General features: G+C 65.7%; 19 protein-coding genes. 8 read left to right on the forward strand and 11 right to left on the reverse strand.

The features are described from left to right. Positions 1 to 35 precede the first annotated feature (35 nt). From KIT86_RS02755 to KIT86_RS02775, 5 genes are all read left to right on the forward strand, one after another. Complete coding sequence (locus KIT86_RS02755; protein WP_297394855.1) at positions 36 to 2,159, forward strand: SMP-30/gluconolactonase/LRE family protein; 2,124 nt, start codon at positions 36 to 38, stop codon at positions 2,157 to 2,159. Beyond that, a complete protein-coding gene (locus KIT86_RS02760) occupies positions 2,120 to 3,253 on the forward strand; it encodes a strictosidine synthase (RefSeq protein WP_297394857.1) in 1,134 nt (377 codons plus the stop codon). The genes KIT86_RS02755 and KIT86_RS02760 overlap by 40 nt, the downstream gene beginning before the upstream one ends. A gap of 19 nt (positions 3,254 to 3,272) precedes the next feature. Then, on the forward strand, positions 3,273 to 4,772 hold the full coding sequence (locus tag KIT86_RS02765; protein ID WP_297394859.1) for a sugar ABC transporter ATP-binding protein: 1,500 nt from the start codon (positions 3,273 to 3,275) through the stop codon (positions 4,770 to 4,772). A gap of 26 nt (positions 4,773 to 4,798) precedes the next feature. After that, a complete protein-coding gene (locus KIT86_RS02770; RefSeq protein ID WP_297394861.1) occupies positions 4,799 to 5,704 on the forward strand; it encodes a hydroxymethylglutaryl-CoA lyase in 906 nt (301 codons plus the stop codon). Positions 5,705 to 5,816: 112 nt separating this feature from the next. Next, positions 5,817 to 6,455 (forward strand): MBL fold metallo-hydrolase, encoded by a 639-nt coding sequence (locus tag KIT86_RS02775; protein WP_297394863.1) that lies wholly within the window; start codon positions 5,817 to 5,819, stop codon positions 6,453 to 6,455. 3 nt (positions 6,456 to 6,458) lie between these two features. Here the strand turns inward: KIT86_RS02775 and KIT86_RS02780 are convergent, their stop codons facing one another. Further along, positions 6,459 to 7,325, reverse strand: coding sequence for a M48 family metallopeptidase (locus tag KIT86_RS02780; RefSeq protein ID WP_297394865.1), 867 nt, complete (start codon positions 7,323 to 7,325; stop codon positions 6,459 to 6,461). 72 nt (positions 7,326 to 7,397) lie between these two features. Here KIT86_RS02780 and KIT86_RS02785 point away from each other — a divergent pair, with 72 nt between their 5' ends. Further along, on the forward strand, positions 7,398 to 8,798 hold the full coding sequence (locus tag KIT86_RS02785) for an MFS transporter (RefSeq protein WP_297394867.1): 1,401 nt from the start codon (positions 7,398 to 7,400) through the stop codon (positions 8,796 to 8,798). 3 nt (positions 8,799 to 8,801) lie between these two features. Here the strand turns inward: KIT86_RS02785 and KIT86_RS02790 are convergent, their stop codons facing one another. Continuing rightward, positions 8,802 to 10,331, reverse strand: coding sequence for a class I adenylate-forming enzyme family protein (locus KIT86_RS02790; protein WP_297394869.1), 1,530 nt, complete (start codon positions 10,329 to 10,331; stop codon positions 8,802 to 8,804). 87 nt (positions 10,332 to 10,418) lie between these two features. On the opposite strand from KIT86_RS02790, the gene KIT86_RS02795 reads away from it, so the two are divergent. Together KIT86_RS02795 and KIT86_RS02800 are read left to right on the forward strand one after the other, a co-directional pair. Then, positions 10,419 to 11,138 carry a response regulator transcription factor gene (locus KIT86_RS02795; protein WP_297394871.1) on the forward strand — a complete coding sequence of 240 codons (720 nt, stop codon included), beginning with the start codon at positions 10,419 to 10,421 and terminating at the stop codon, positions 11,136 to 11,138. Continuing rightward, on the forward strand, positions 11,135 to 12,391 hold the full coding sequence (locus KIT86_RS02800; protein WP_297394873.1) for a HAMP domain-containing sensor histidine kinase: 1,257 nt from the start codon (positions 11,135 to 11,137) through the stop codon (positions 12,389 to 12,391). Before KIT86_RS02795 ends, KIT86_RS02800 begins: the two co-directional genes overlap by 4 nt. 319 nt (positions 12,392 to 12,710) lie before the next feature. On the opposite strand, the gene KIT86_RS02805 is transcribed toward KIT86_RS02800, so the two are convergent. From KIT86_RS02805 to KIT86_RS02845, 9 genes are all read right to left on the reverse strand, one after another. Then, positions 12,711 to 14,651, reverse strand: a complete 1,941-nt coding sequence (locus KIT86_RS02805; protein ID WP_367185414.1) for a polysaccharide biosynthesis protein — start codon at positions 14,649 to 14,651, stop codon at positions 12,711 to 12,713. Between the two features lie 52 nt (positions 14,652 to 14,703). After that, on the reverse strand, positions 14,704 to 15,264 hold the full coding sequence (locus KIT86_RS02810) for a sugar transferase (RefSeq protein WP_297394877.1): 561 nt from the start codon (positions 15,262 to 15,264) through the stop codon (positions 14,704 to 14,706). Further along, positions 15,261 to 16,217: an SDR family oxidoreductase gene (locus tag KIT86_RS02815; protein WP_297394879.1), complete on the reverse strand. Its 957-nt coding sequence runs from the start codon at positions 16,215 to 16,217 to the stop codon at positions 15,261 to 15,263. The genes KIT86_RS02810 and KIT86_RS02815 overlap by 4 nt, the downstream gene beginning before the upstream one ends. After that, a complete protein-coding gene (locus KIT86_RS02820) occupies positions 16,214 to 16,963 on the reverse strand; it encodes a glycosyltransferase family 2 protein (RefSeq protein WP_297394880.1) in 750 nt (249 codons plus the stop codon). Before KIT86_RS02820 ends, KIT86_RS02815 begins: the two co-directional genes overlap by 4 nt. Next, positions 16,960 to 18,150, reverse strand: a complete 1,191-nt coding sequence (locus KIT86_RS02825; RefSeq protein WP_297394882.1) for a glycosyltransferase family 1 protein — start codon at positions 18,148 to 18,150, stop codon at positions 16,960 to 16,962. Before KIT86_RS02825 ends, KIT86_RS02820 begins: the two co-directional genes overlap by 4 nt. A 1-nt stretch (position 18,151) precedes the next feature. Next, positions 18,152 to 19,159 carry an NAD(P)-dependent oxidoreductase gene (locus KIT86_RS02830; protein ID WP_297394884.1) on the reverse strand — a complete coding sequence of 336 codons (1,008 nt, stop codon included), beginning with the start codon at positions 19,157 to 19,159 and terminating at the stop codon, positions 18,152 to 18,154. Next, positions 19,107 to 19,967 (reverse strand): class I SAM-dependent methyltransferase, encoded by an 861-nt coding sequence (locus tag KIT86_RS02835; RefSeq protein WP_297394886.1) that lies wholly within the window; start codon positions 19,965 to 19,967, stop codon positions 19,107 to 19,109. Before KIT86_RS02835 ends, KIT86_RS02830 begins: the two co-directional genes overlap by 53 nt. An 83-nt stretch (positions 19,968 to 20,050) precedes the next feature. Next, entirely contained in the window at positions 20,051 to 20,641 is a 591-nt protein-coding gene (locus KIT86_RS02840; protein WP_297394888.1) for an acyltransferase, read from the reverse strand. A gap of 14 nt (positions 20,642 to 20,655) precedes the next feature. Then, the gene (locus KIT86_RS02845; RefSeq protein ID WP_297394890.1) at positions 20,656 to 21,741 is read right to left on the reverse strand and encodes a glycosyltransferase; all 1,086 of its coding nucleotides are present in this window, start codon (positions 21,739 to 21,741) and stop codon (positions 20,656 to 20,658) included. Positions 21,742 to 21,754: the final 13 nt, after the last annotated feature.

Consider the following 21,754-nt stretch of genomic DNA (forward strand, 5'->3'; position numbering starts at 1 on the left):
CCGTGTGCCCGGCCTGTTCCGTTGAGCAAGACACGATGAACATTGAAAACACCCTGGCGCGATGGCGCTCCCGGTACGTTCCCGACCACGTGGTCGGGGAGGTGCTGTCCAAGAACTGGATCGACAACAGCGTCCCTTTCCTCTCGCTGGTGCTGGTGCTGGCCGTGTTCGGCTCGCTGATCCCGAACTTCTTTTCGCTCGGTAGCCTGGGCGACAGCGCGCGCCAGCTCGGCGAGTTTTCGTTCATCGTCTTCGCCATGATGCTGGTGATGGTGGCCGGTGGCATCGACCTCAGCGTGGGGTCCAACTTCGCCCTCGGCAACTTCGTCGCGCTGCTGCTCATGAACGTGCACGGCTGGCCGGTGGCGGCGGTGGTGCCGGTGGTGCTGCTGGCCTGTGCCGCCGTGGGGCTGCTCAACGGGGTGCTGATCGGCTACCTGAGGCTGCGCGCCTTCCTCACCACGCTGGTGACGCTCATCATCGTGCGCGCCGTGGTTGACATGCTGCTGCTGGCCTACGCGGTCGACATCGCGACGAACATCCCGGCGTCGAGCGTCTGGGACTTCCTGGGCGGGGGCTCGCTCTGGGGTTTTCCGCTGAGCTTCTGTCTGGCCGCGCTCTTTGCGCTGGGCGCCCACCTCTTCCTCAGCCGCACGCGGCCGGGCTGGCACATCATGGCCATCGGCGGGTCGCGCAAATCGGCCTACAACGTGGGCATTCCGGTGCGGCGCGCGGTCTGCCTGACCTATGTGGCCTCGGGTGCCCTGTGTGGCGTGGCCGGCCTGCTGTATGCCGCGCGCCTGTCCAGCGCGGGATCGGACACCGGCGTCGGCCTGGAAATCATGGCGCTGACGGCTGCCGTGGTGGGCGGCAACAGCCTGGGCGGTGGGCGTGGCTCGGTCATGAAAGCGCTGATGGGCGCGGTGATCGTGCTGGTGATCACCAACGGCCTGGTGCGCATCGGCTTCCAGAGCGGCGCCGGTTCGCTGGCCCTGGGCCTGATCCTGCTGGCGGCGATCTTCATCGACGTACGCTGGCTGAAGAACCGCCACAAGCTGCTGGCGAAGGTGTACGTGTCGCCGGCCTATCTGGACCTGCCTGCCGCCCCCGCCACCAATGCCGGCAGCGCCACGCCGTTCGCCGTCAACGACCGGCTCAAGGACGTGGAGCTGATCGGCCTGGGGCAGGTGGAGGGGCCCGAGGACGTGATCTTCGACCGGGATGGCCACCTCTACACCGGCACGCGGCACGGCGACATCGTGCGCTTCCTCGGCCCGGACCACCAGCAGATGGAGCTGTTCGCCCACGTCGGCGGCCACCCGCTGGGGCTGGCCTTCGACCGCGATGGCAATCTGCTGGTCTGCATTGCCGGCATGGGGCTCTACAGCGTCAGCCCGCAGCGCGAGGTGCGCAAGCTCACCGACGAGACCCAGCGCTCGGCGTGGTCGGTGATCGACGACTCCCGGCTGAAGCTCGCGGACGACCTCGACATCGCGCCCGACGGACGCGTGTTCTTCAGCGAAGCCACGGTGCGCTATGAGATGCACAACTGGGCCTACGACGCGCTGGAGAGCCGCGGCAACGGCCGCATCATCTGCTACGACCCGCGCACCGACCGCACGCGCACCGTGATCCGCAACCTCATCTTCCCCAATGGCGTGTGCATGGCGCACGATGGCGAGTCGTTCTTCTTCGCCGAAACCTGGGCCTGCCGCATCAATCGCCACTGGTTCAGCGGCCCGCGCGCGGGTACCACGGAATGCGTGATCGGCAACTTGCCCGGGTACCCCGACAACATCAACCGCGCCTCGGACGGACACTACTGGGTCGCCCTGGTCGGCATGCGCACGCCGTCGATGGACCTCGCGCTGCGCATGCCCGGTTTTCGGCGCCGCATGGCGCGCCGCGTATCACCTCAGGAGTTGATCTTCCCCAACATCAACACCGGCTGCGTACTCAAATTCAGCCAACAGGGCGAGGTGCTCGAGTCGCTGTGGGACCTGGGGGGCAAGAACCATCCCATGATCACCTCGATGCGCGAGCACAAGGGGTACCTGTACCTGGGCGGCCTGCTCAACAACCGGATCGGCAAGTACCGCGTGACTGGCGCGGACCCGACATGGACCGCCGAGCGAAGTTACTGGGGGGATCGGCCATGATGGCGCGCGTGATGGATCGACTGGTATCGCTGGGCGATGCGCTGTTGGGGCGCGGGGAACACGCGGTGACGGTGCCTCCCATGGACGGTGCCCTGCAGCCCAATCAGGCGCTGGAGGCCGCGCGCAGCGCACAGGCCGTGGCCGCGCCCGACAACCTCGTGCGGTGGAACGGACATCTCTGCCACAGCAGCGGCGACGCGCTCTACCGCGTGGAGGCCGGGGGTGGCGTAGGTGTGCGGCTGAAGTCGTTTGGGGTCGAGATCACCTGCCTGGCGGCGCTGGACAGCGCCACTTTGGTGGTCGGCCTGGACGACGGCCGCCTGCTGCTCGAAGGAGGTCCCTCCACCGGCCGCGAGATCGGCCAGCTGGGGGATTACCGGGCTGCCTGCCCGACGGCGGTGCTGGCGCTGGACGAACACCGCCTGGTGGTGGCCGAAGGCTCTGCTCGCCAGCGCTGCAGCGCCTGGCGGCGCGACCTGATGGCGGGCGAGAAGAGCGGTGCGGTCTGGCTGCTGGACCTGCGGCAGGCGAGCGCGCGCTGCCTCGCCCGTGGCCTGGCCTTTCCGAATGGCCTGGCACGCACCGCCGATGGCGGTGTCGCCGTCAGTGAGAGCTGGCGCCACCGGCTCCTGAGGCTGCCGCTGGACGGCGGCTCGTCCACGGTGCTGCTGGCCGACCTGCCGGGCTATCCGGGCCGCCTGAGCCCGGCCGCAGACGGTGGCCACTGGCTGTGCCTGTTTGCACCGCGCAGCCAGCTGGTGGAGTTTGTGCTGCGCGAGCCGAAGTTCCTGCACCGCATGATGGCCGAGGTGCCCGAGGGTTTCTGGGTGGCGCCTGCGCTCTCCTCCGGGCGCGATTTCAGGGAGCCGCTGCAGGGCGGATCGATCAAGTCGATGGGCATCCTCAAGCCGTGGGCGCCCACCCGTTCGTACGGGCTGGTGGTGCGGCTGGACGCTGGCTTCGCGCCGGTGTCGAGTCTGCACAGCCGGGCCGATGGGCGGCGGCACGGCATCACGAGCGCGATGGAATGGCGCGGCGAACTCTGGCTGGCCAGTCGCGGGGGCGATGAGCTCGTGGCGGCACCGCTGGCCTGACACCCAAGGGACATTGCAAATGAGCATTCTTCTGGAGTTGCGCGGCCTGTCGAAAGACTACCGAGGCGCTTTTGCGGTCAGGGACATTCACTTCACCCTGCGCAAGGGCGAGGTGCATGCCTTGCTCGGCGAGAACGGGGCCGGCAAGTCGACCCTCACCAAGATGATGGCCGGGGCCGTGCGGCCCTCCAGCGGGCAGATCCTGCTCGAGGGCGAGCCGGTGCTGTTCGAGACGCCGAATGCCGCGCTGCGCAGCGGCATCGCCATGGTGTATCAAGAGACCAGCTTGGTGCCGTCCCTGACCGTCGCGCAGAACCTCTACTTGGGTGACGAACCCTTCTTCAACCGGCTGCGTGGCCTCTACATCGCCGCGCAGCAGTTCCTGCAGACCCTCAACTTCAACGTGGACCCGACCAAACTGGTTTCGCAGCTCGGCGCGGCGCAGCGCCAGATGGTGGAGATCGCGCGGGCGGTGCACCACAAGGCCCGGCTGATCATCTTCGACGAACCCACGGCCACGCTCACGCCGGAAGAGAAACACCACTTCTTCGGCCTGGTGGAGCGCCTCAAGCGAGATGGCGTGTCCATCATCTTCATCTCGCACGCGCTGGAAGAGGCCCTGGCCATTGCTGACCGCATCACCGTCCTGCGCGACGGCGAGCGCGTGCTCACCGAAGACGCCGCCCGGCTGGACCGCGACAAGATCGTCAAGGCCATGGTGGGGCGCGATCTCTCGGACAGCCTGTATGGCAGCAAGGGCCGCGGTCGCCCCTGTCGCCCGCGCGGTCGCAAGGTGCTCAGCGTCAAGAACCTGTCGATGGGCAACATCGTCAAGAACAACGCCTTCTCGCTTTATGAAGGGCAGATCACCGGCTTCTTCGGCCTCATCGGCTCGGGCCGCACAGAGACCGCGAAGATCATCGCTGGCGTGGTGAAGCGCGATTTCCTGCACGGTGGCGAGATCCTGCTTGATGACCGACCGGTGCGCTACCGCACCCCGCGCCCTGCCGTGAAGGACGGCATCGTCTACGTGACCGAGGACCGCAAGCTCGAGGGCTTCTTCGAGACGATGTCCATCGCCGAGAACATCCACGCTGGCCAGCTCGCAGCCCCCTCCGGCGGGAGCGCGCTGGTCAGCTACGGGGAGATGGCCCAGCTGGCCCAGCAATGGCGCGAATCGCTCAACATCCGCGCCATCAGCGGCGACGCGAAGGTGATCGAGCTCTCCGGCGGCAACCAGCAGAAGGTGGTGATCGCCAAATCGCTGGTGCAAAGGCCCCGCCTGGTCATCTTCGACGAGCCTACCCGGGGCGTGGACGTGGGTGCGATCGCGGAGATCCACCAACTGATCCACCGCCTGGCCGACGACGGCCTGGCCGTCATGGTGATCTCCTCCTACCTGCCCGAGATCCTGGCGCTGTCCGATCGCATCCTGGTGATGCGCCAGGGGCGTGTGGTCGAGGAGTTCACGCCCGGGAGCGCGCTGGAAGAAAAGATCATGTACGCGGCCGTGCACTGATGCGGCCAAGCGCAGGAGAACAGACCGTGCAAGGTTTCGTGAGGATCGTGGAGGTCGGGCCGCGCGACGGCTTGCAGAACGAGCGCCAGCCCATCGACGTGGACACCCGCGTGGCGCTGATCGAGCGACTGGTGGATGCCGGGCTGCAGCACATCGAGGCGGCCTCCTTCGTCTCGCCCCGTTGGGTACCTCAGATGGCGGGGAGTGCCGAGGTGATGGCCCGCCTGCCGCCGCTGCCCGGCGTGCGCTACAGCGCCCTCACGCCCAACCTGCGGGGCCTGGAGGCGGCTCTGGCGAGCGGCTGCCAGGACGTGGCCGTCTTCGGCGCTGCTTCCGAAAGCTTCTCGCAGAAAAACATCAACTGCTCCATTCGCGACAGCCTGGAGCGTTTCCGCTCGGTGGTCGAGACGGCGCGCGGCCACGGGGTGCGGGTACGGGGCTACGTGTCCTGCGTGGTGGGCTGCCCCTACGAAGGGCCGATTGCGCCTGCGAAGGTCGCCGAGGTGTGCCTGCAGCTGCAGGAGATGGGATGCCAGGAAATATCGCTCGGCGACACGATCGGCGTGGGCACGCCTGCCTCGGTGACCGCCATGCTCGAGGCGTGCCTGCGTCACCTGCCGGCCGCGCAGCTGGCCGGCCATTTCCACGACACCTACGGCATGGCGGTGGCCAATGTGGCAGCGTCCCTGGCGATGGGACTGCGCACCTTCGACAGCTCCGTTTCGGGGCTGGGCGGCTGCCCCTATGCTGCGGGCGCCTCCGGCAATGTGGCGACTGAGGACCTGGTGTACCTGCTGCACGGCCAGGGACTGCGCACCGGTATCGACCTGGACCGGCTGGTGGCCATCTCGGGTTGGATCTCCATGCTGCTCCAGCGCTCGCCCGCCTCCAAAGTCACGCGTGCGCTTCTGGCCCGCAGCTTGCCGAACTGATCTGCCTTCGGCGGGGTGGGCTAGGAAATCGTCCTGAAAACTGGGGACAAGCGCATTTCGTCCTTGCGTGAAAATATTCTGTCCCATCTTTGTCAGCCGTCAACGATTCCCCATGCTCCGCTACCACACCGTCCCCGTCACCGCCTTCGCGCAGAACTGTTCCCTCGTCTGGTGCGACGACACCATGGAGGCGGCGGTGATTGATCCCGGCGGCGACCTGGAGCGTCTGTTGGCCGAGGTGAAGCGCCTGGGCCTGAACCTCAAGGCGATCTGGCAGACCCACGCGCACATCGACCACGCCGGCGGCACAGCCGAGCTCGCTCGCCGCCTGAACCTGCCCATCATCGGCCCCCACCCGGGAGACCAGTTCTGGATATCGGGCCTGCCGCAACAAGGCGCCATGTTCGGCTTTCCACCGGCGGAGGTCTTCACGCCGACGCGCTGGCTGGACGACGGCGACACGGTGCAGATTGGCCGTTGCACGCTGAACGTGCGGCACTGCCCAGGCCACACACCGGGCCATGTGGTGTTTCACTCCCCCGAAGCCAAGCGCGCCTTCGTGGGCGACGTGCTGTTTGCCGGCAGCATCGGCCGCACCGATTTCCCGCAGGGCAACCACCAGCAGTTGATCGATAGCATCACGGGGCGCCTCTGGCCCATGGGCGACGACACGGTGTTCATTCCCGGCCATGGCCCGGAGAGCACGTTTGGCCGGGAGCGGCAGAGCAACCCGTACGTGCGCGGGACCTGAGCTTCAGCCCTTGCGCGCCTGTTCGTACAGGCCTTGCACCTTGGGCACATTGGCCTCCAGCTCGCGGATGCGATCGGGGCCGCTGGGGTGGGTGGAGAGGAAGCTCGCGCCCGAACCACCGCCGTTGGCGGCCATCTTCTGCCACAGGCTCACGCTGGCCCGGGGCTGATAGCCGGAACGCGCCGCGAGCTCAAGGCCGACCAGGTCGGCCTCGGTTTCGTCCTCGCGGCTGAACTTGAGGGTGAGCAATTGCGTGCCCAGGTTGGCGGCCACATCGCCCAACTGGCCCAGGCCCAGCAGCTGCGCTGCGATGGACAGGCCGATGCCGGTCGCGTTGCTCTTGGCCACGCGCGAGCGCGCGTGTTCGCGCAACGCATGCGCCATCTCGTGGCCCATGATCATCGCGGTCTCGTCGTCGGTAAGGCTGAGTTTTTCCAGAATGCCCGTGTAGAACGCGATCTTGCCCCCGGGCATGCAAAAGGCGTTGATCTGCGTGCTCTGGATGAGGTTGACTTCCCACTTCCACTGCGAGGCCCGCGAGTTCCACTGCGCGGAGTGGGGGATGATGCGGCGCGCGATGGTGCGCAGGCGCTGCACCTGGGGGTGGCCGTCGGGCATGAGCAGCTTCTTGGCGCTGGCCTCGGCCATCATCTGGCCATACTGCTGGCCAGCAGCGTTCTCGAGTTCATCGGCGGGCACCAGTTTGCGCAGCGTGGAGCCCTCGCCCACGTTCACCTGCGCGGCCACCGGCAGGGCAGAGGCCGCTGCAGCGGCTGTGCCCGCCAGCACGAAGGCGCGGCGGGCCGACCACACGTGTTCGGGCCGTGGGGTCTCAGGGGCGGGGGACTTGAGGTCGCAGAGCAGGCACATGCGTGAATAATAGACAAAGCCGGGCGTTCGTGCCTGTTTGCTGCTTGCCACCCACCACAATTTTCGCCGCCCATGCCACCGCCCTCCACCTTGCCGCCGACCGCCCCCAGCGAGGCGCCCGGCAGCGCCGTGGCCGAGCCGCCGACCCGCCCCAGCTGGGGTGAAACGCTGCGGGTGTACCTGGAGCCGGCCAGCCTGCGCATGTTTGCGCTGGGTTTCTCGGCCGGGCTGCCGCTGCTGCTGGTGCTGGGCACGCTGAGTTTTCGCCTGCGCGAGGCCGGGCTGGACCGCACCACGATCGGCTACCTGAGCTGGGTGGGCCTGGCTTACGGCTTCAAATGGTGCTGGGCACCGCTGGTCGATCGACTGCCCATCCCGCTGCTTACGCGCTGGTTCGGCCGGCGGCGCAGCTGGTTGCTGCTGTCGCAGGCGCTGATCATGGCCTCGCTCGTGGGCATGGCACTGGCCGATCCGCGCACCCAGCTCCACCTCGTGGTGTGGTGCGCCCTGGCGGTGGCGTTTGCCTCGGCCACGCAGGACATCGCGCTGGACGCTTTCCGCATCGAGTCGGCCGACGTGCGCCACCAGGGTGCGCTGGCGGCCACCTACCAGACGGGTTATCGCCTGGCCATGATCTGGGCCGGGGCGGGCGTGCTGTGGATCGCCGCCCGCGCGGAAGTCGCGCCCGCTGCCGTGGCTGCCGCGCCCGGCGCGCTCTACCAGCAGGGTGCCTGGACCACCGCCTACCTGGTCATGGCCGCGAGCATGCTCGTGGGCGTGCTCACGGTGCTGTTTTCGCACGAGCCTGCCCGCGTGGCTTTGTCGCCGGCGAAGAACGCCGCCGACTGGCTGCGCGGTGCGCTGATCGAGCCGTTTGCCGACTTCCTGCGGCGTTATGGCAGGCAGGCGCTGCTGATCCTGGCGCTGATCGGCGTCTACCGCATCAGCGACGTGGTGATGGGCATCATGGCCAACCCCTTTTACGTGGACATGGGCTACACCAAGGACGAGGTGGCCGCGGTGACGAAGGTGTTTGGCGTCATCATGACCCTGGTGGGCGCCTTCGTCGGCGGGGCACTCTCGCTGCGCCTGGGGGTGATGCGTGTGCTCATGCTGGGTGCGGTGCTCTCGGCCGCGAGCAACCTGCTGTTTGCCTGGCTGGCGGGGCACGGCCACGACGTGACCGCTTTGATCCTGGTGATCTCGGCCGACAACCTCAGCGCCGGCGTGGCATCGGCCGCGTTCATCGCCTACCTCTCGGGTCTGACCAATGTGCGCTATTCGGCGACGCAGTACGCGCTGTTCAGTTCGATGATGCTGCTCGCACCCAAGTGGCTTGCGGGCTATTCGGGTGCCTTCGTCGATGCCTACGACTACCCCACCTTCTTCATCGCCACGGCTTGCCTGGGCGTGCCCGTGCTGCTGCTGATCTGGCTGGCGACGCGCCTGGCGCCGGTGGAGCGCAAGGCGTGAGGCTCAGTTGCCCAGCAAGGCCTTGACGGCGGGCTTCTGCACCTTGCCCAGCGCGGTCTTTGGAAGGGCCGCCACCCGGTGCCAGCGGCGCGGCCACTTGTAGCGCGCGAGCCGACCCTCGAGCAGGCCTTGCAGCGACGCTTCCCAATCCTCGGGTGCGTCGTCGCGCAGCACCACCACGGCCACCACCACCTCGCCCCAGCGCGGGTCGTCCTGGCCAACCACCGCGCACTCGACCACGCAGGGATGCTGCGCCAGCAGGTTCTCGATTTCGGCGGGGTAGATGTTCTCGCCGCCCGAGATCAACATGTCTTTGGCGCGACCGACCACGGTGAAGCTGCCGTCGCCCGCCTGCTGGGCGAGGTCACCGCTGTGAAAGAAGCCCTCGGCGTCGCAGGTGGGCTGGTCGGGCCAGTAGCGTTGCGCCACATTGGGCCCGTGCAGCCACAGTTCGCCGACCTGGCTGGCCCCCACCGGCTGGCCAGCGGGATCGCGCAGCGCCACCTGCACGCCGGGCGCCGGCCAGCCGCAGGCACCCAGGTGGCTGGCTGCGTGGGCGGGTGGCAGGGCGATGGAGAACGGGCCGGTTTCCGTGCTGCCGTACACGTTGCACACCGGCACGCCGCGGGCGTGGCAGGCTTCGATAAGCGGGGCGGGCAAAAGGCTGGAGCCGGCCCAGATCGCTCGCAGGCTGGCCAGGTCGGTGGCGGGCCATTCGGCGTGGCTGGTGAGCGCCTGCAACGTCGCCGGCACCTGCAGCGTGAGGGTGGGGCGCTCACTGCGGAGGCTGCGCAGGGTGGCGCTGGCATCGAAGCGGCTGTGCAGCACCACCTGCGCGCCCACCGAAAGCGCGGGCAGCGTCTGGATGCACAGGCCGCCCACGTGGAAGAGGGGCAGCACAGTGAGCACCGTGTCGTGCTCGCTCAGTTCCTGCACTTGCGCGGCGATGGCCATGTTGGCCAGCAGGTTGCCCTGGGTGTGCACCGCGCCCTTGGGTGCGCCCGTGGTGCCTGAGGTGTAGACCAGCAGCACGGGGTGGTCCGCGCAGCCCTGGTCGGCCGCATCGCCGGCCATCGGGTCGGTCGGCAGGCCGTCCACGTGGAGCGTGGCGGGGTGGGCGAGGGAGCGCGCCGCCTCGGCCAGCGCCGTGTCGTGCAGCAGCAATTTGGGGCCACAGTCGTGCAGCACCGCGGCCCATTCGGCGGGCGAGAGGCGGTGGTTCAGTGGCACCAGCAGCGCGCCCAGGCGCGCCAGCGCGAACAGCAGCGCGATCTGCGCGGGGTGGTTCCATCCCAGCCAGGCCACACGGTCGCCCGCGCGCACGCCGTGGGTGCGGGCCAGCCCCTGCGCCAGCGCCCCGGTGCGCTGCGCCAGCCCGGCGAACGACAAGTGGCTCCAGCGTGGGTCGGGGGCCGTCTGGCCCGGTTCGATCCAACGCAGTGCCGTCGCCAGCGGCCTGGCACGGGCCTGCTGGTGCAGCAGCGCCTCCAGCGAAGGGGCGGGCAGGGCGGGGGGCGGGTTGGGCGGTGCCATTTACATGACTTTACGTGACCCGAAAGCCTGCTTCACACAGCACTGACACGATGATGGGCTCCGGTGCCCGCCGCTACACTGAAAACCATGAACCCTCCCCTGCTGATGATTGAAGACGATGGCCGCCTCGCGCAGATGGTGGTGGAGTACCTGGGCCAGTCTGGTTTCGAGGTGACACACGCCAGCGATGGCGAGGCCGGCCTGGAGCAATTGCAGCTCATCCAGCCGCAGCTGGTGATCCTGGACCTGATGATGCCTGGGATCGATGGGCTGGAGGTCTGCCGTCGCATCCGCTCGATGCCGGGCGAAGCCGCGCGGGTGCCGGTGCTCATGCTGACCGCCAAGGGCGATCCGATGGACCGCATCATCGGCCTGGAGCTCGGCGCCGACGATTACCTGCCCAAACCCTTCGAGCCGCGCGAGTTGCTTGCGCGCGTGCGCGCCGTGCTTCGCCGCCGAGGCGAACCCTCCGGCAGCGCGGCCGTGTCGCGTTCCACGCCGGTGTTGCGCTTCGGTTCGCTCGACATCGACCGCGACGCGCGCACCGTGCAGGTGGCGGGCCAGCCGTGCGAGCTGACCTCCTACCAGTTTGATCTCTTGGTGGCCATGGCCGAGCGCGCGGGCCGCGTGCTCACGCGCGACCAGATCATGGAAGCGGTGCGCGGGCGTGAGCTGGAAGCCTTTGACCGCTCGATCGATGTGCACATCGGGCGCATCCGCAACGCCATCGAGGCCGACAGCAAGGACCCCAAACGCATCCTCACGGTGCGCGGTGTGGGTTACGTGTTCGCCAAGCAGCAGGAATGAGCTCGCTTTTCGGCTCCCGGCTGTACGTCCGCATCTGGCTCGCGGTGGTGGCTGCGGTCACGGTGCTGACGCTGGTCACGGGCTGGCTGTGGCAGCAGGCGCTGGACGAAGACCGCGCCGAGCGCGAGGCGCGAGTCACCCGCACGATCATCGTGCGCGATGGCGCGCGTGAGATCGTGGGTCAGGCGCCCGCGCGGGCCGTGAGCCTCCCCGGCGAAGGCTGGGAGTTCGAGGTGGTGATGAAGGACGGGCAGACTCTGTACGTGCTGCTGCCGCGCCCGAACCGCCCGTCGGGAGGCAGCAGCGCGGGCCGCCGCGCACCCGAGTGGTTCCAGACGCCGACCGGTTTTGCCTGGCTGCTGGGCCTGGTGGCTTTTGCCGTGGCCCTGGGCGCCTACCCCATCGTGCGGCGCCTGACCAAGCGCCTCGAGGCGCTTCAGAAAGGTGTGGAGCGCTGGGGCGACGGCGACTTGTCGACGCGCCTGCCCATGCAGGGGCAGGACGAAGTCGCCTTTCTGGCGACGCGTTTCAACGCCGCGGCCGAACGCGTGCAGACGCTGCTGCAATCGCACAAGGCCTTGCTGGCCAATGCCTCGCACGAACTGCGCTCGCCGCTGGCGCGCATCCGCATGGGGCTGGAGCTGCTCGGCAAGGACAGCGCGAATGCACCACAGCGCGCCGAGATCGCCCGCAGCATCGAAGAACTTGATCAGCTGATCGACGAGATCCTGCTGGCCAGCCGGCTGGACTTGATCGATGCGCGCGACGCAAGTGCGCTCGGCCCCACGGAGGAGGTCGATCTCGTTGGCCTGGCGGCCGAGGAGTGCGCGCGCACCGGCGCCGACCTGGAGATCGCCGCCGGAGCCTCGCCCGTGCTGGTCCATGGCCAGGCCCGTCTGCTGCGCCGAGTCTTGCGCAACCTGTTGGAGAACGCGCGACGTTATGGCCATGTCGGCGGCGCGGGCGATTCGCAGGTGCGGTTGAGCATCTTTGCGCCCGCTTCCTCCGGCCCGGGGCAGGGCGTTGCGCGAGTGGCGCTGTGGGTGGAGGACCGCGGCCCGGGCGTGCCACCCGAGCATCGCATGCGCATCTTCGAGCCGTTCTATCGTCTGCCTGGTGCCAGCGAACGCGAAGGCGGCGTCGGCCTGGGCCTGTCACTGGTGAAGACGATCATCGAACGCCACGGGGGCCGCGTGCGCTGCGAAGACCGTCCGGGCGGAGGCGCACGTTTCGTGGTGGAGCTGCCCGTCTGACGGGTGGCGGGGCGTGGCCGCTGCCGCGGCTTTGAGTGGGGAAAGTCAGAACCCTTGCGCCAAGAAATGTCCGTTGGAGGACAGTTTATGGACTGGCCTGGACCTTTTGGGTTTTATTCACCAAGAAAACACGCCGGTTCCCACAAATGGGGGATGTTCGAAAGCCCACTCACAGCGCACAATTCGCGTCGTTGCTGTCACAACATCAGAACAACGGATCCGGCAAACACCATACGTCATGAAAAACGTTTGAATCTGGTCTCCCAACGACGTCCCTTCAAGGACTTTCAAAAGCCACCCTGCGGTGGCTTTTTTTTGCTCAGACGCGGTTGGATTCCAGGCTGTTGCCCGGCGATGTGTGCAGCCAGTCGACCACCTCGCCGGTGGGTTGGTAGCCCTGAACACACGCCTGCAACAAGGCCCGCAGGGCCGCCGCGTCGTTGCGATCCATGGCATCTTCCAGCGACCGCAGCAGGCCCTGCAACTCGCTCCAGCACAGCATGTCTTCCTGGGCCTTCATGATGCGCGCGTGTTGCGTGGGCTGAGGGTTGTCGCCGATCAGCAGTTCCTCGTAGAGCTTCTCGCCTGGCCGCAGCCCCGTGATCTGGATCTCGATGTCGCCAGTGGGGTTCTGCTCGCTCTTCACTTGCAGGCCTGAAAGCTCCACCATGCGCCGGGCCAGGTCGATGATGCGCACGGGCTCGCCCATGTCCAGCACGAAGACATCGCCGCCTTGTGCCATGGCACCGGCCTGGATCACCAGCTGAGCGGCCTCGGGGATGGTCATGAAGTAGCGCGTGATGTCCGGGTGGGTCAGCGTGATCGGGCCCCCATTCTTGATCTGCTCCCGGAACAGGGGCACCACCGAGCCACTGGAGCCCAGCACATTGCCGAAGCGCACCATGGCGAAGGTGGTAGGGCTGCCCGACTCTGCTGCCATCGCCTGCAAAACCATCTCGGCCAGGCGCTTGCTCGCCCCCATGACGTTGGTAGGGCGCACAGCCTTGTCGGTGCTGATCAACACGAAGTTGGCGGCACCGGCGGCCTGCGCGGCGCGTGCGCACACCCAGGTACCCCATACGTTGTTGCGCAAGCCCTGCACCGGGTTGTGCTCCACCAGGGGCACGTGCTTGTACGCCGCCGCGTGGTACACGGTGTCGGGCCGCCAAGCCTGCATGATCTGCCGGATGCGGGCCTCGTCCTGCACCGAGGCCAGCAGGGGGACCAGCTGCACCTCGGGCGTCGCGTCACCACGGCCTTCGGATGGTGCAACGGTGTCGCTGTCGAAGAGGGCTTCCAATTCGCGGTGAATTTGGTAGAGCGCAAACTCGCTGTTTTCCACCAGAAGAAGGGTGCGCGGCCCGCAGGCTGCGATCTGACGGCACAGCTCACTGCCAATGCTGCCGCCTGCACCCGTGACTGCCACCACTTTGCTATGGATCAGGCGATGAAGCAGCTCGGTATTTGGCTTGACGGGGTCGCGACCAAGCAGATCTTCGATGTCGAGTTCGCGCACGTCGCTCATCGTCACGCGGCCCGCCGCAAGGTCCGACATGCCTGGCAGGGTGCGAACGTGCACGGGCAGGTGGCGCAAGGTGTCGAGAATGTCCAGTCGGCGCTGGCGCGTGATGGAGGGCAATGCGAGGAGCACGTCCGTCACCCCGAGGTTGGGGATCAGTTGCACCAGATCTGCTGGGTCGTACACCGTGCGGCCATCAAGGCTGTTGCCCTGCAGTTGGTCGTCGTCGTCGATGAAGCCAAGCAAGCGCTGCTCGCTACCGCGAGCGAGCGCTGCCGCGAGCTGACGGCCCGACATGCCGGCTCCGTAGATGAGGATGCCAGGCAGATGTTCGCGCTGCAGCATGGTGCGGTAAAGGCCGCCCAGCCAGTAACGCACCACCACGCGGCTGAATCCGATCGTGACGAGCAGCAGCAGGGGCTGGATCACGCCCACGGTGCGAGGCACGCCCGGAATGCCGATTGCGGTGAAGACCGTGGCGTAGAACAAGGTGTAGAGCGCCATCGCCTGCGCAAGGCTCACCATGGCATTCCATCCAGCGTAGCGGAAGATGGCGCGGTACAGGCCAAAACGGATGAACAAGGGCAGGGCGATCAACACCGCGCCCATGATGGCCAGCACATGCGAGGGGGTCAGCTGCACCCAATGCTCCAGCCGAAGGCACAGGGCCAGCCAGACGGTCAGTGCACACAGCGCGATGTCCACCAGCACCGCCGACAGGCGCTTGGCGGCCCGTGGCATGTGCAGAAGCGTGGCGGCGGCTTGGCTTCTATGGTCCCGGTTGTTCATGTTTTCAGTGGGCCACACCATCCCGGCGCAGCACTTTGACAAACGTCATCCAGAGTATCCGCAGGTCAAAGCCCAGACTCTGGCGACGAAGGTATTCGGCGTCCAGCGCCACCTTTTGGGGGATGGGCAGTTCGTCGCGGCCGTTGACCTGGGCCCAGCCCGTCAGGCCAGGGACGAGTTCGTGCACGCCTTGCTGCGTGCGCAGGGCAATCAGATCGTCCTGATTGAAGAGCGCAGGGCGAGGTCCCACGAAGCTCATGTCGCCCATGAGGATGCTCCACAGCTGTGGCAGTTCGTCCAGGCTGCTCTTGCGCAGGAATGGGCCAATGGGCGTGAGGTACTTGCCTGGATCGGTCAGCAGGTGGGTGGCCACCGCCGGCGTGTCGATGCGCATGCTGCGGAACTTGGGCATGCGGAAGATGCGGTTGTAGCGGCCCACGCGATCGCTCCAGTAAAGCGCCGGGCCGGGGGAGGTCAGGCGCACGGCCAATGCAACGAGTGCGATGGTCGGCAGCAGGATCAGTGCGGCAGGAATCGCGAGAGCGAGGTCGAACAGGCGCTTCATGGTGCTGGCAGCGCGGCCACGGCGCGCTTCAGTCCTTCGTCCACTGTGATGGGTGGCGTCCATCCCAGTGTTTTCCTGGTGTGGGCGATGTCGATTTGCAGGTTGCCCAGCAGGCGTTGCGCTTCGCTGCCCTTGCCCAGCATTGTCGCCCCGAGTCGGACCAGGTTGTTGGGCACGGGCCACAACCGGGCCGGCCGGCCCATCGCCTGACCGAGCCGCTTGAGGAGGTCGGCGGTGGACAAGTCCTCGCCATCGCTGGCCAAAAAGATCTGGTTCGCGGCCGCGGGGTGATCCAGGCAGATGATGAGGAGATCCACGAGGTTGTCCAAGGCGATGAGACTGCGGCGGTTGTGCGCGGTGCAGGCGAGCGGCAGGGGTATCCCACGCTGCACGGCGCGCATCATGGTCGCGAAGTTCGCCTTGACACCTGGGCCGTAAACCAGAGGCGGACGCACGACGACCACCGCCATGCCGGTCTCAGTCGCCAGCTCGCGCAAGCCGTGCTCGGCCTCGGCCTTGGAGATGCCGTAGGGATCCATCGGCCGCGGGATGTCGTCATGATGGAAGGCATGCCCTGGCTCGGTCGCCTCGCCGTTGACCTTGACGCTGCTGACGAAGACGAAGCGGCTCACCCCGGCGAGGGCCGCCTGACGCGCCAGGTTCAGGGTGCCTGCGGTGTTGACCTCGCGGAAGGCCTTCAGGGGGTCAAGGGCGGCGTCGCGCATGACGTGGACGCGTGCGGCCGTGTGAACCACTGTGGAGGCTCCCGCCAGCACGGTGCCGAAATCCGCGTTGCCTTGCAAGGCAGGCAGGGTTATGGGCTCGACGTCCGGCGGGAGTCCGGCCTGGGGCCGTCTGGCGGCGGCACGCAGGCTCTTGTGGCCGCGACGCGCCAGTTCCTGGACAAGGGCTTGGCCAACAAGGCCGCTGCTTCCCGTGATCAGCGTACTCACGGCCGCAGCAACTCCATCAGCTTGGCCGGGTACTTCGACAGAATTTTGAACAAGTTGGTATCAATTCCATTCTCTCGGCACGACTGCAGTACCTCGCGATTGAGACGCCACTTGCTCCGCAAGCCGGCGTTGCTCACGCCGCCGGCCTGCATGCGCACCATGATGTCGGGCAAGTGCCGATAGCGCAATCGGCCAGGGCCAAATGCGCGGGCGATAAAGTCAAAATCACCGGCGATGCGGAAGTGCGTTCGGAACCCGCCGAGTTGTTCGTAGATGCTGCGCTTCATGAACAGCGCGGGATGTGCGGGCATCCAGCCGTAAGCCAGGCGGTCTGGGGCAAAACGGTCAGAGCGGTAGCGGCGCACGCTGCGTTGCGGGGCATCGGCCCTGAAGAAAACCACATCGCCGAACAATGCGTCCAGGCGATGCAGTTCCATCTCGTGAGCCACTCGATCGAGCACCCCTGCATCCGCATAGGCATCGTCCGCATTGAGGAAGCACACGATGTCACCCGTGGCGCGCGCCAGGCCTTTGTTCATCGCGTCGTAGATGCCCTTGTCGGGTTCGGACCGGATCAGGGTGCGCGGCGTCCCGTGGGCCTGCGCAATCTTCACGGTGTCATCTTTCGACGCACCGTCGACCACCAGATGCTCCAAGTCGGTATGGGTCTGCATCGCCACCGAATCCATCGTGTCTGCGATGGTCGCGGCGCTGTTGTAGGCGACGGTGATGACGCTGATTTTCACGTAGAAGCTTTCGGCGTTGGATGGCGCTGGCTGGTGACTTGCCGCACCAGGTCGACGAAATCGTCCGCAAAGCGCTGAACAGGATCGATCGCGGGCGTCGGGGCTGCCGCGTCGCCGGCTTTCAAAGTGTCTTGGCCTCGCCAGACTTCGAGCAGGGCATCGGCCAGCGAGCGCGCGCTGGTGCGGTCGAAGAAACGGGCCATGCCGCTTGCCTGTTCCTGGTGCACCGCAAGATCGGAGAGAACGAGGGGCACGCGCAGTGCACGTGCTTCTTCCACGGTGGTGCTCCAGCCCTCGAACAGCGAGGGGTTCAGCACGGCCACGCTGCCCACCATCAATGGCGCCACGTGTTCGTAGGGAATCAGGCCCAGCAGGCGGAATTCGTTGGCCACGCCGGTGGTGGTCAGGCGCTCGGTGATGCGCTGGAAGTGATCGGGCCGGTAGGGATCGAGTTGCTTGCCCGATGCGGCGACCACCACGGAATGGCCCTCCTGCTTGAGCAAGGCGAGGGCTTCAATCACGAGCAGGTGGTTCTTGTGTTGCCAGAACTGGTTTGGCAAATAGAAGAAGCGTTCAGGCAGACCATGTGCCTCGCGTGCGGCCTGCACCGTGGCAGCGTCGGGCCGACCGGCTGAAGGCACGGCGAAACGGACCAGGTGGGTACGGCCGACCGTGGTCGGGTAGTAGCGCTCGCAGCCGTCGCGCGCATCGCCACTGCTGAGCATGATGGCGCGGCCGCCGTGGATCTGCGCCCGAAAACCCAGCTCGCGCTTCCACCAGGCGGCGCGCGAAAACAGATGGGGCAGTTCGCGGTGCTGGAAATCGGGGATCCAGGCAATGGCGGGAATCCCAAGCCGCGCGCCGTGGAATTGCGCGTTTTCGAACACCACGTCGATGCGGTGCTCGTGAAGCAGCCGACGCGTCGCCGGGTCAGCGCCGAGCACAAGGCTTCTGAGCAGCGAGGCGGTGCGACGATCGGCGTTCATGCATGGCGAGGTGACGATCTCCACACCGGCGATGGACTGGAAAGGCCGGGCGTCATCGGAATCGATGTCGGTGCCGAAGAACAGCACCGGCTGGAGCACGCCGGGGTGACGCTGCGTGATCACGCGCAAAAGGTTGAGCAGGTAGTTGTACCCCCCGGTCCAGGCCTTGCCACCGATCAAGGTGAATGCGATGCGGGTCATGTCAACGGGCGGTGGACTGGTGGAACCAGTCGACGAAAGAGCCCACGCCTTCGGCCAGGGGCATGCCCCTGGCAAAGCCCAGGCGAGACAAACGCGACGGATCTGCCACCAGGCTGAAAGGGTCACCGGGGCGCGACTGGCCGGAGAACTGCAGCGAGGGCTTGTTCGCGACGCCAGCGCGCACATGCCATGCGTCGATCAAGGTTTGTGCGATGGCGTGGACGGGTGTGCCCACGCCGGTGCCAATGTTGACCGTTTGGCCGCGTTGCACGGGGTCACCATCGAATGCGATCTGCGCGAGCGCCGTCACCACGTCGCTCACATGGGTCCAATCGCGGAGTTCCTGACCTGTGCCGCCTAGCATCAGCGTCGATTCACCTGCGGCCAGGCGGGTGCAGATGTCCCACAACAATTGCTTCTTGAGTTCTGGCCCATACACCGAGAACAGGCGTGCGACACGGAAGTCGAGCCCATAGGTGTCGCCATATGAGCGGCACAGCAGCTCCATCATGCGTTTGTGATGGCCATAGGGCGAGTAAGGCACACCGAGTGCGTCTTCCGCAATCGGGCCGCTGAAGCCCGAACCGTAGACCGCTGCGCTTGACACGGCGATCAGACGTGCCCGCGGCACGTCCAGGCGCATCCACTCCAGCAGCTCAACGGTACTGGCCACCGTGCGGAAGAAATCTTCTCGTGGGTTGGCGATCGCGGCGCCCACGGTGGACCCTCCCGCAAGGTGGAACACCACCTCCGGCTCACAGCGTGCCTGCAGGGAGCGCAGGTTGGTCGCCTGCACATCGCCGTTGAGCCATTCCTGCACGCCCCAGCGGGAAGCCTCGATCGGTGGCCAGATGCCGTGACCGAGGCCGCTGACGAGGTGCCCCTGTGTCGCGAGGTGACGGGCGAGGTGCTTGCCGATGAAGCCGTGGGCTCCTGTGATGAGAATACGCGCCATGTCAGAGGGGGCGGTTCGCCACGAAGGAATAAAGCCGGCCCGGCCGGTGATCAATGCGGGTCAGCACGGGGAGCACCAGTGGCCAGACACCCGGAATAGAGAACACCTGGCGCGCGAGATCGCGCACCACGGGGAGATTGCGCGTGGCACGTGCTGCGATCTCGCGCTGCAGGCTCTGTCGAGTTTGCGGCGCGTAGTTGATCGGGCTCTCGAGCGGACTGCTGACCTGCTCCAGGCGGAAACCAGCCTGGCGAATGGCCGCCTCGTACTGCGGCAGCCGAAAGGCGTTTTCACCGCCATAGAGGCTGTGCAGGGGATGGACCTGCAGGAAAGCCTCGAGGTCCTCCTCGCGGGAAATCACATGTTCGCGAACTGCGAGGAGACGCCCGCCCGGTTTGAGCACGCGGAAAAACTCGGCGCAGGCGGCATTGAGGTCGCGCGTGTGGTGCAGCACGGCGCGCGCAAAGACAACGTCGAAACTGGCATCCGCGAACGGTAGTCGTTCGGAAAATTCTTGTGTCACTTGGATAGGCAGTCCGCTCTCTCGAGCGAGAGCGCGGACTGCCTCGGCGCCAACCAGCGCGCTGCCGTCGGGCTCCAAAGCGGTGACTTCGAACCCGTCACGAGCCAGTGCGTAGCTTGCGATGCCCCGACCAGCGCCGACGTCGAGCGCGGTACCCCTGGCGGTAGGCAACAGAGGGCGGATCGCGGCCCATTCTTCGCTACGGTGGTAGCGATCTGCCGCCGCGAGTAGCGGGTCGTCATAGTAGGCGGCCAGCACCAGCTCGCGCTGGTCGGGCTGGTCACGCAGCCATTGAACGGCCTGCTCCCAGGTGGAAAAACGAGGTCTTTCAGTCATCATCTAGTGCTTCCTCGAGAGAATTTGCATCAGTCGAGATATCCAATCGTGACATGTGATTTGTAGAAATCACGCCAGACAAATTCTTAGTGTGTGTCGGGAGTGGAAGCATGCTCTTGCGGCTCGAGGTGGCGTACGATGCGAGCGGGGTTGCCGGCTACCACCGTCCAAGCCGCGACATCGCGCGTCACCACTGAACCAGCGCCCACAATCGCGCCCTTGCCAATAGTGACCCCCTTTAGGACGATTGCACCTGCGGCAATCCAGGCATCGTCTTCAATTCTCACAGGCTTACCGGCCAAATCAAGGGAGCGGGGGTGGCCAACTGTCGCGATGTGGCGAAACTGCTGGTGTCGTAGAGTTGCAGATATTGGATGTGTCAAATTGTCAAATATATTGACATTGTGAGAGATCATTACTCTATTGCCAATATCGATCCCCGCAGCAGACCAAATGTGCGTTCCCTCTCCAACGAAGCACCATTGACCAATAGAAATATACCCGTCGCCAGGGAAGACCTGTAATTGCCCCTCAATAATCGAATTTGCCCCAATGTGAATTTGCGATGAGTGCTGTGCAATGTTGAAGATCCGCCCTCGCGGCCCAATGCGTGCGCCGTCCTCCAACACACACGTGGGACGTCCCAGTAGACGTTTGATATGCCGTTTAAAATCCATGTATCACTCGGTCTTCACGACGCCAGCTTGAGGAATTCTTCCCATTGGCGAGATTTTGAATATCGCGTTGCGATCAGTTGATGCCCAGCCCGCGCCACCTCTTCCCGGTAAGGATCATTCTGTAGCAGTTCTTCGATCTTGATTACCGCTTGCAAAGGGTCGCTCCATGTCACCAAAGTTTTGTTTTCTTGCATGCCGTCTGGGTAGTTGCCCGTGTCAGACAGCAATACCGCACCGCATCCCATCGCTTCAAAACAACGCATGTTCCCTCGGTCTGGTCCGGCCATGTCGATGGCGCCATTCAATACAATCTTGGCACTAGAGACCGCTTCGTATAGATCGAGGCCAAACACTGGTCCGTATGCAATTGCTCGAATGGATGCAGGACGGCGATGCCGGCCAAGCGGCAAGAGGTACCCCAGTGGCGATTCAGCCAATCTTGTCGCCCGAGAGTTGTCGAGGTGAAAGCGCAGCTTGAACTTGTCAGTCAAGGCCGCGACGGCCTCAAGCAACTCGGCACGACGACGGTGATGTCGGGTATACCCACCAACGAATAGCACATCGATAGGGCGGTGCTGCCGTGCAGCGTAATTGTCCATGACCGGGTCATGCGAGGGCGAGAAGTAGGCACCTCGCCATCCGCGTTCCCTGTAGCTGGCAAGGATGCCGGGAAAGTTACATAGCACTGCGTCATACGCTGCAAAATCAGCGCCCGGAGAGGGCGCGGCGCGCCACGCGAAGCTTCTGCGCACGCAAGCCGGAAGCCTGCGCACGAAGTCGGTTCCATAGCGCAGAGGGTCGAGGTTGTAGAAGACCTCTGTGCGATGGCTCTCGATCTGAGCCAAGAGGATGTCTCCAAGCGACGTTTTGGAGGGAAGCCCTTGTTCGCTGGCCCACAGTCTTTGTGCTGCCTCATCGTCACCATTTGTAAAGAAAGCGTCCGGATCTCCGGACAGTACAGGTTGTAAAAAATGGGCGGCGCCAAAGCGATCATCGAGAAACGCCTTGGTCCACGCGCTGAAGCCTTTCTTGTCAACTCTGAGTGCAGCAAGCCTCTCGAGATAAGCAGGATAGATTCCGGAGTTTTGAAATACTCTCATTGTAGATATCGCA

The organism is Hydrogenophaga sp. (genome assembly GCF_026125825.1).
Taxonomy (GTDB): Bacteria; Pseudomonadota; Gammaproteobacteria; order Burkholderiales; family Burkholderiaceae_C; genus Hydrogenophaga.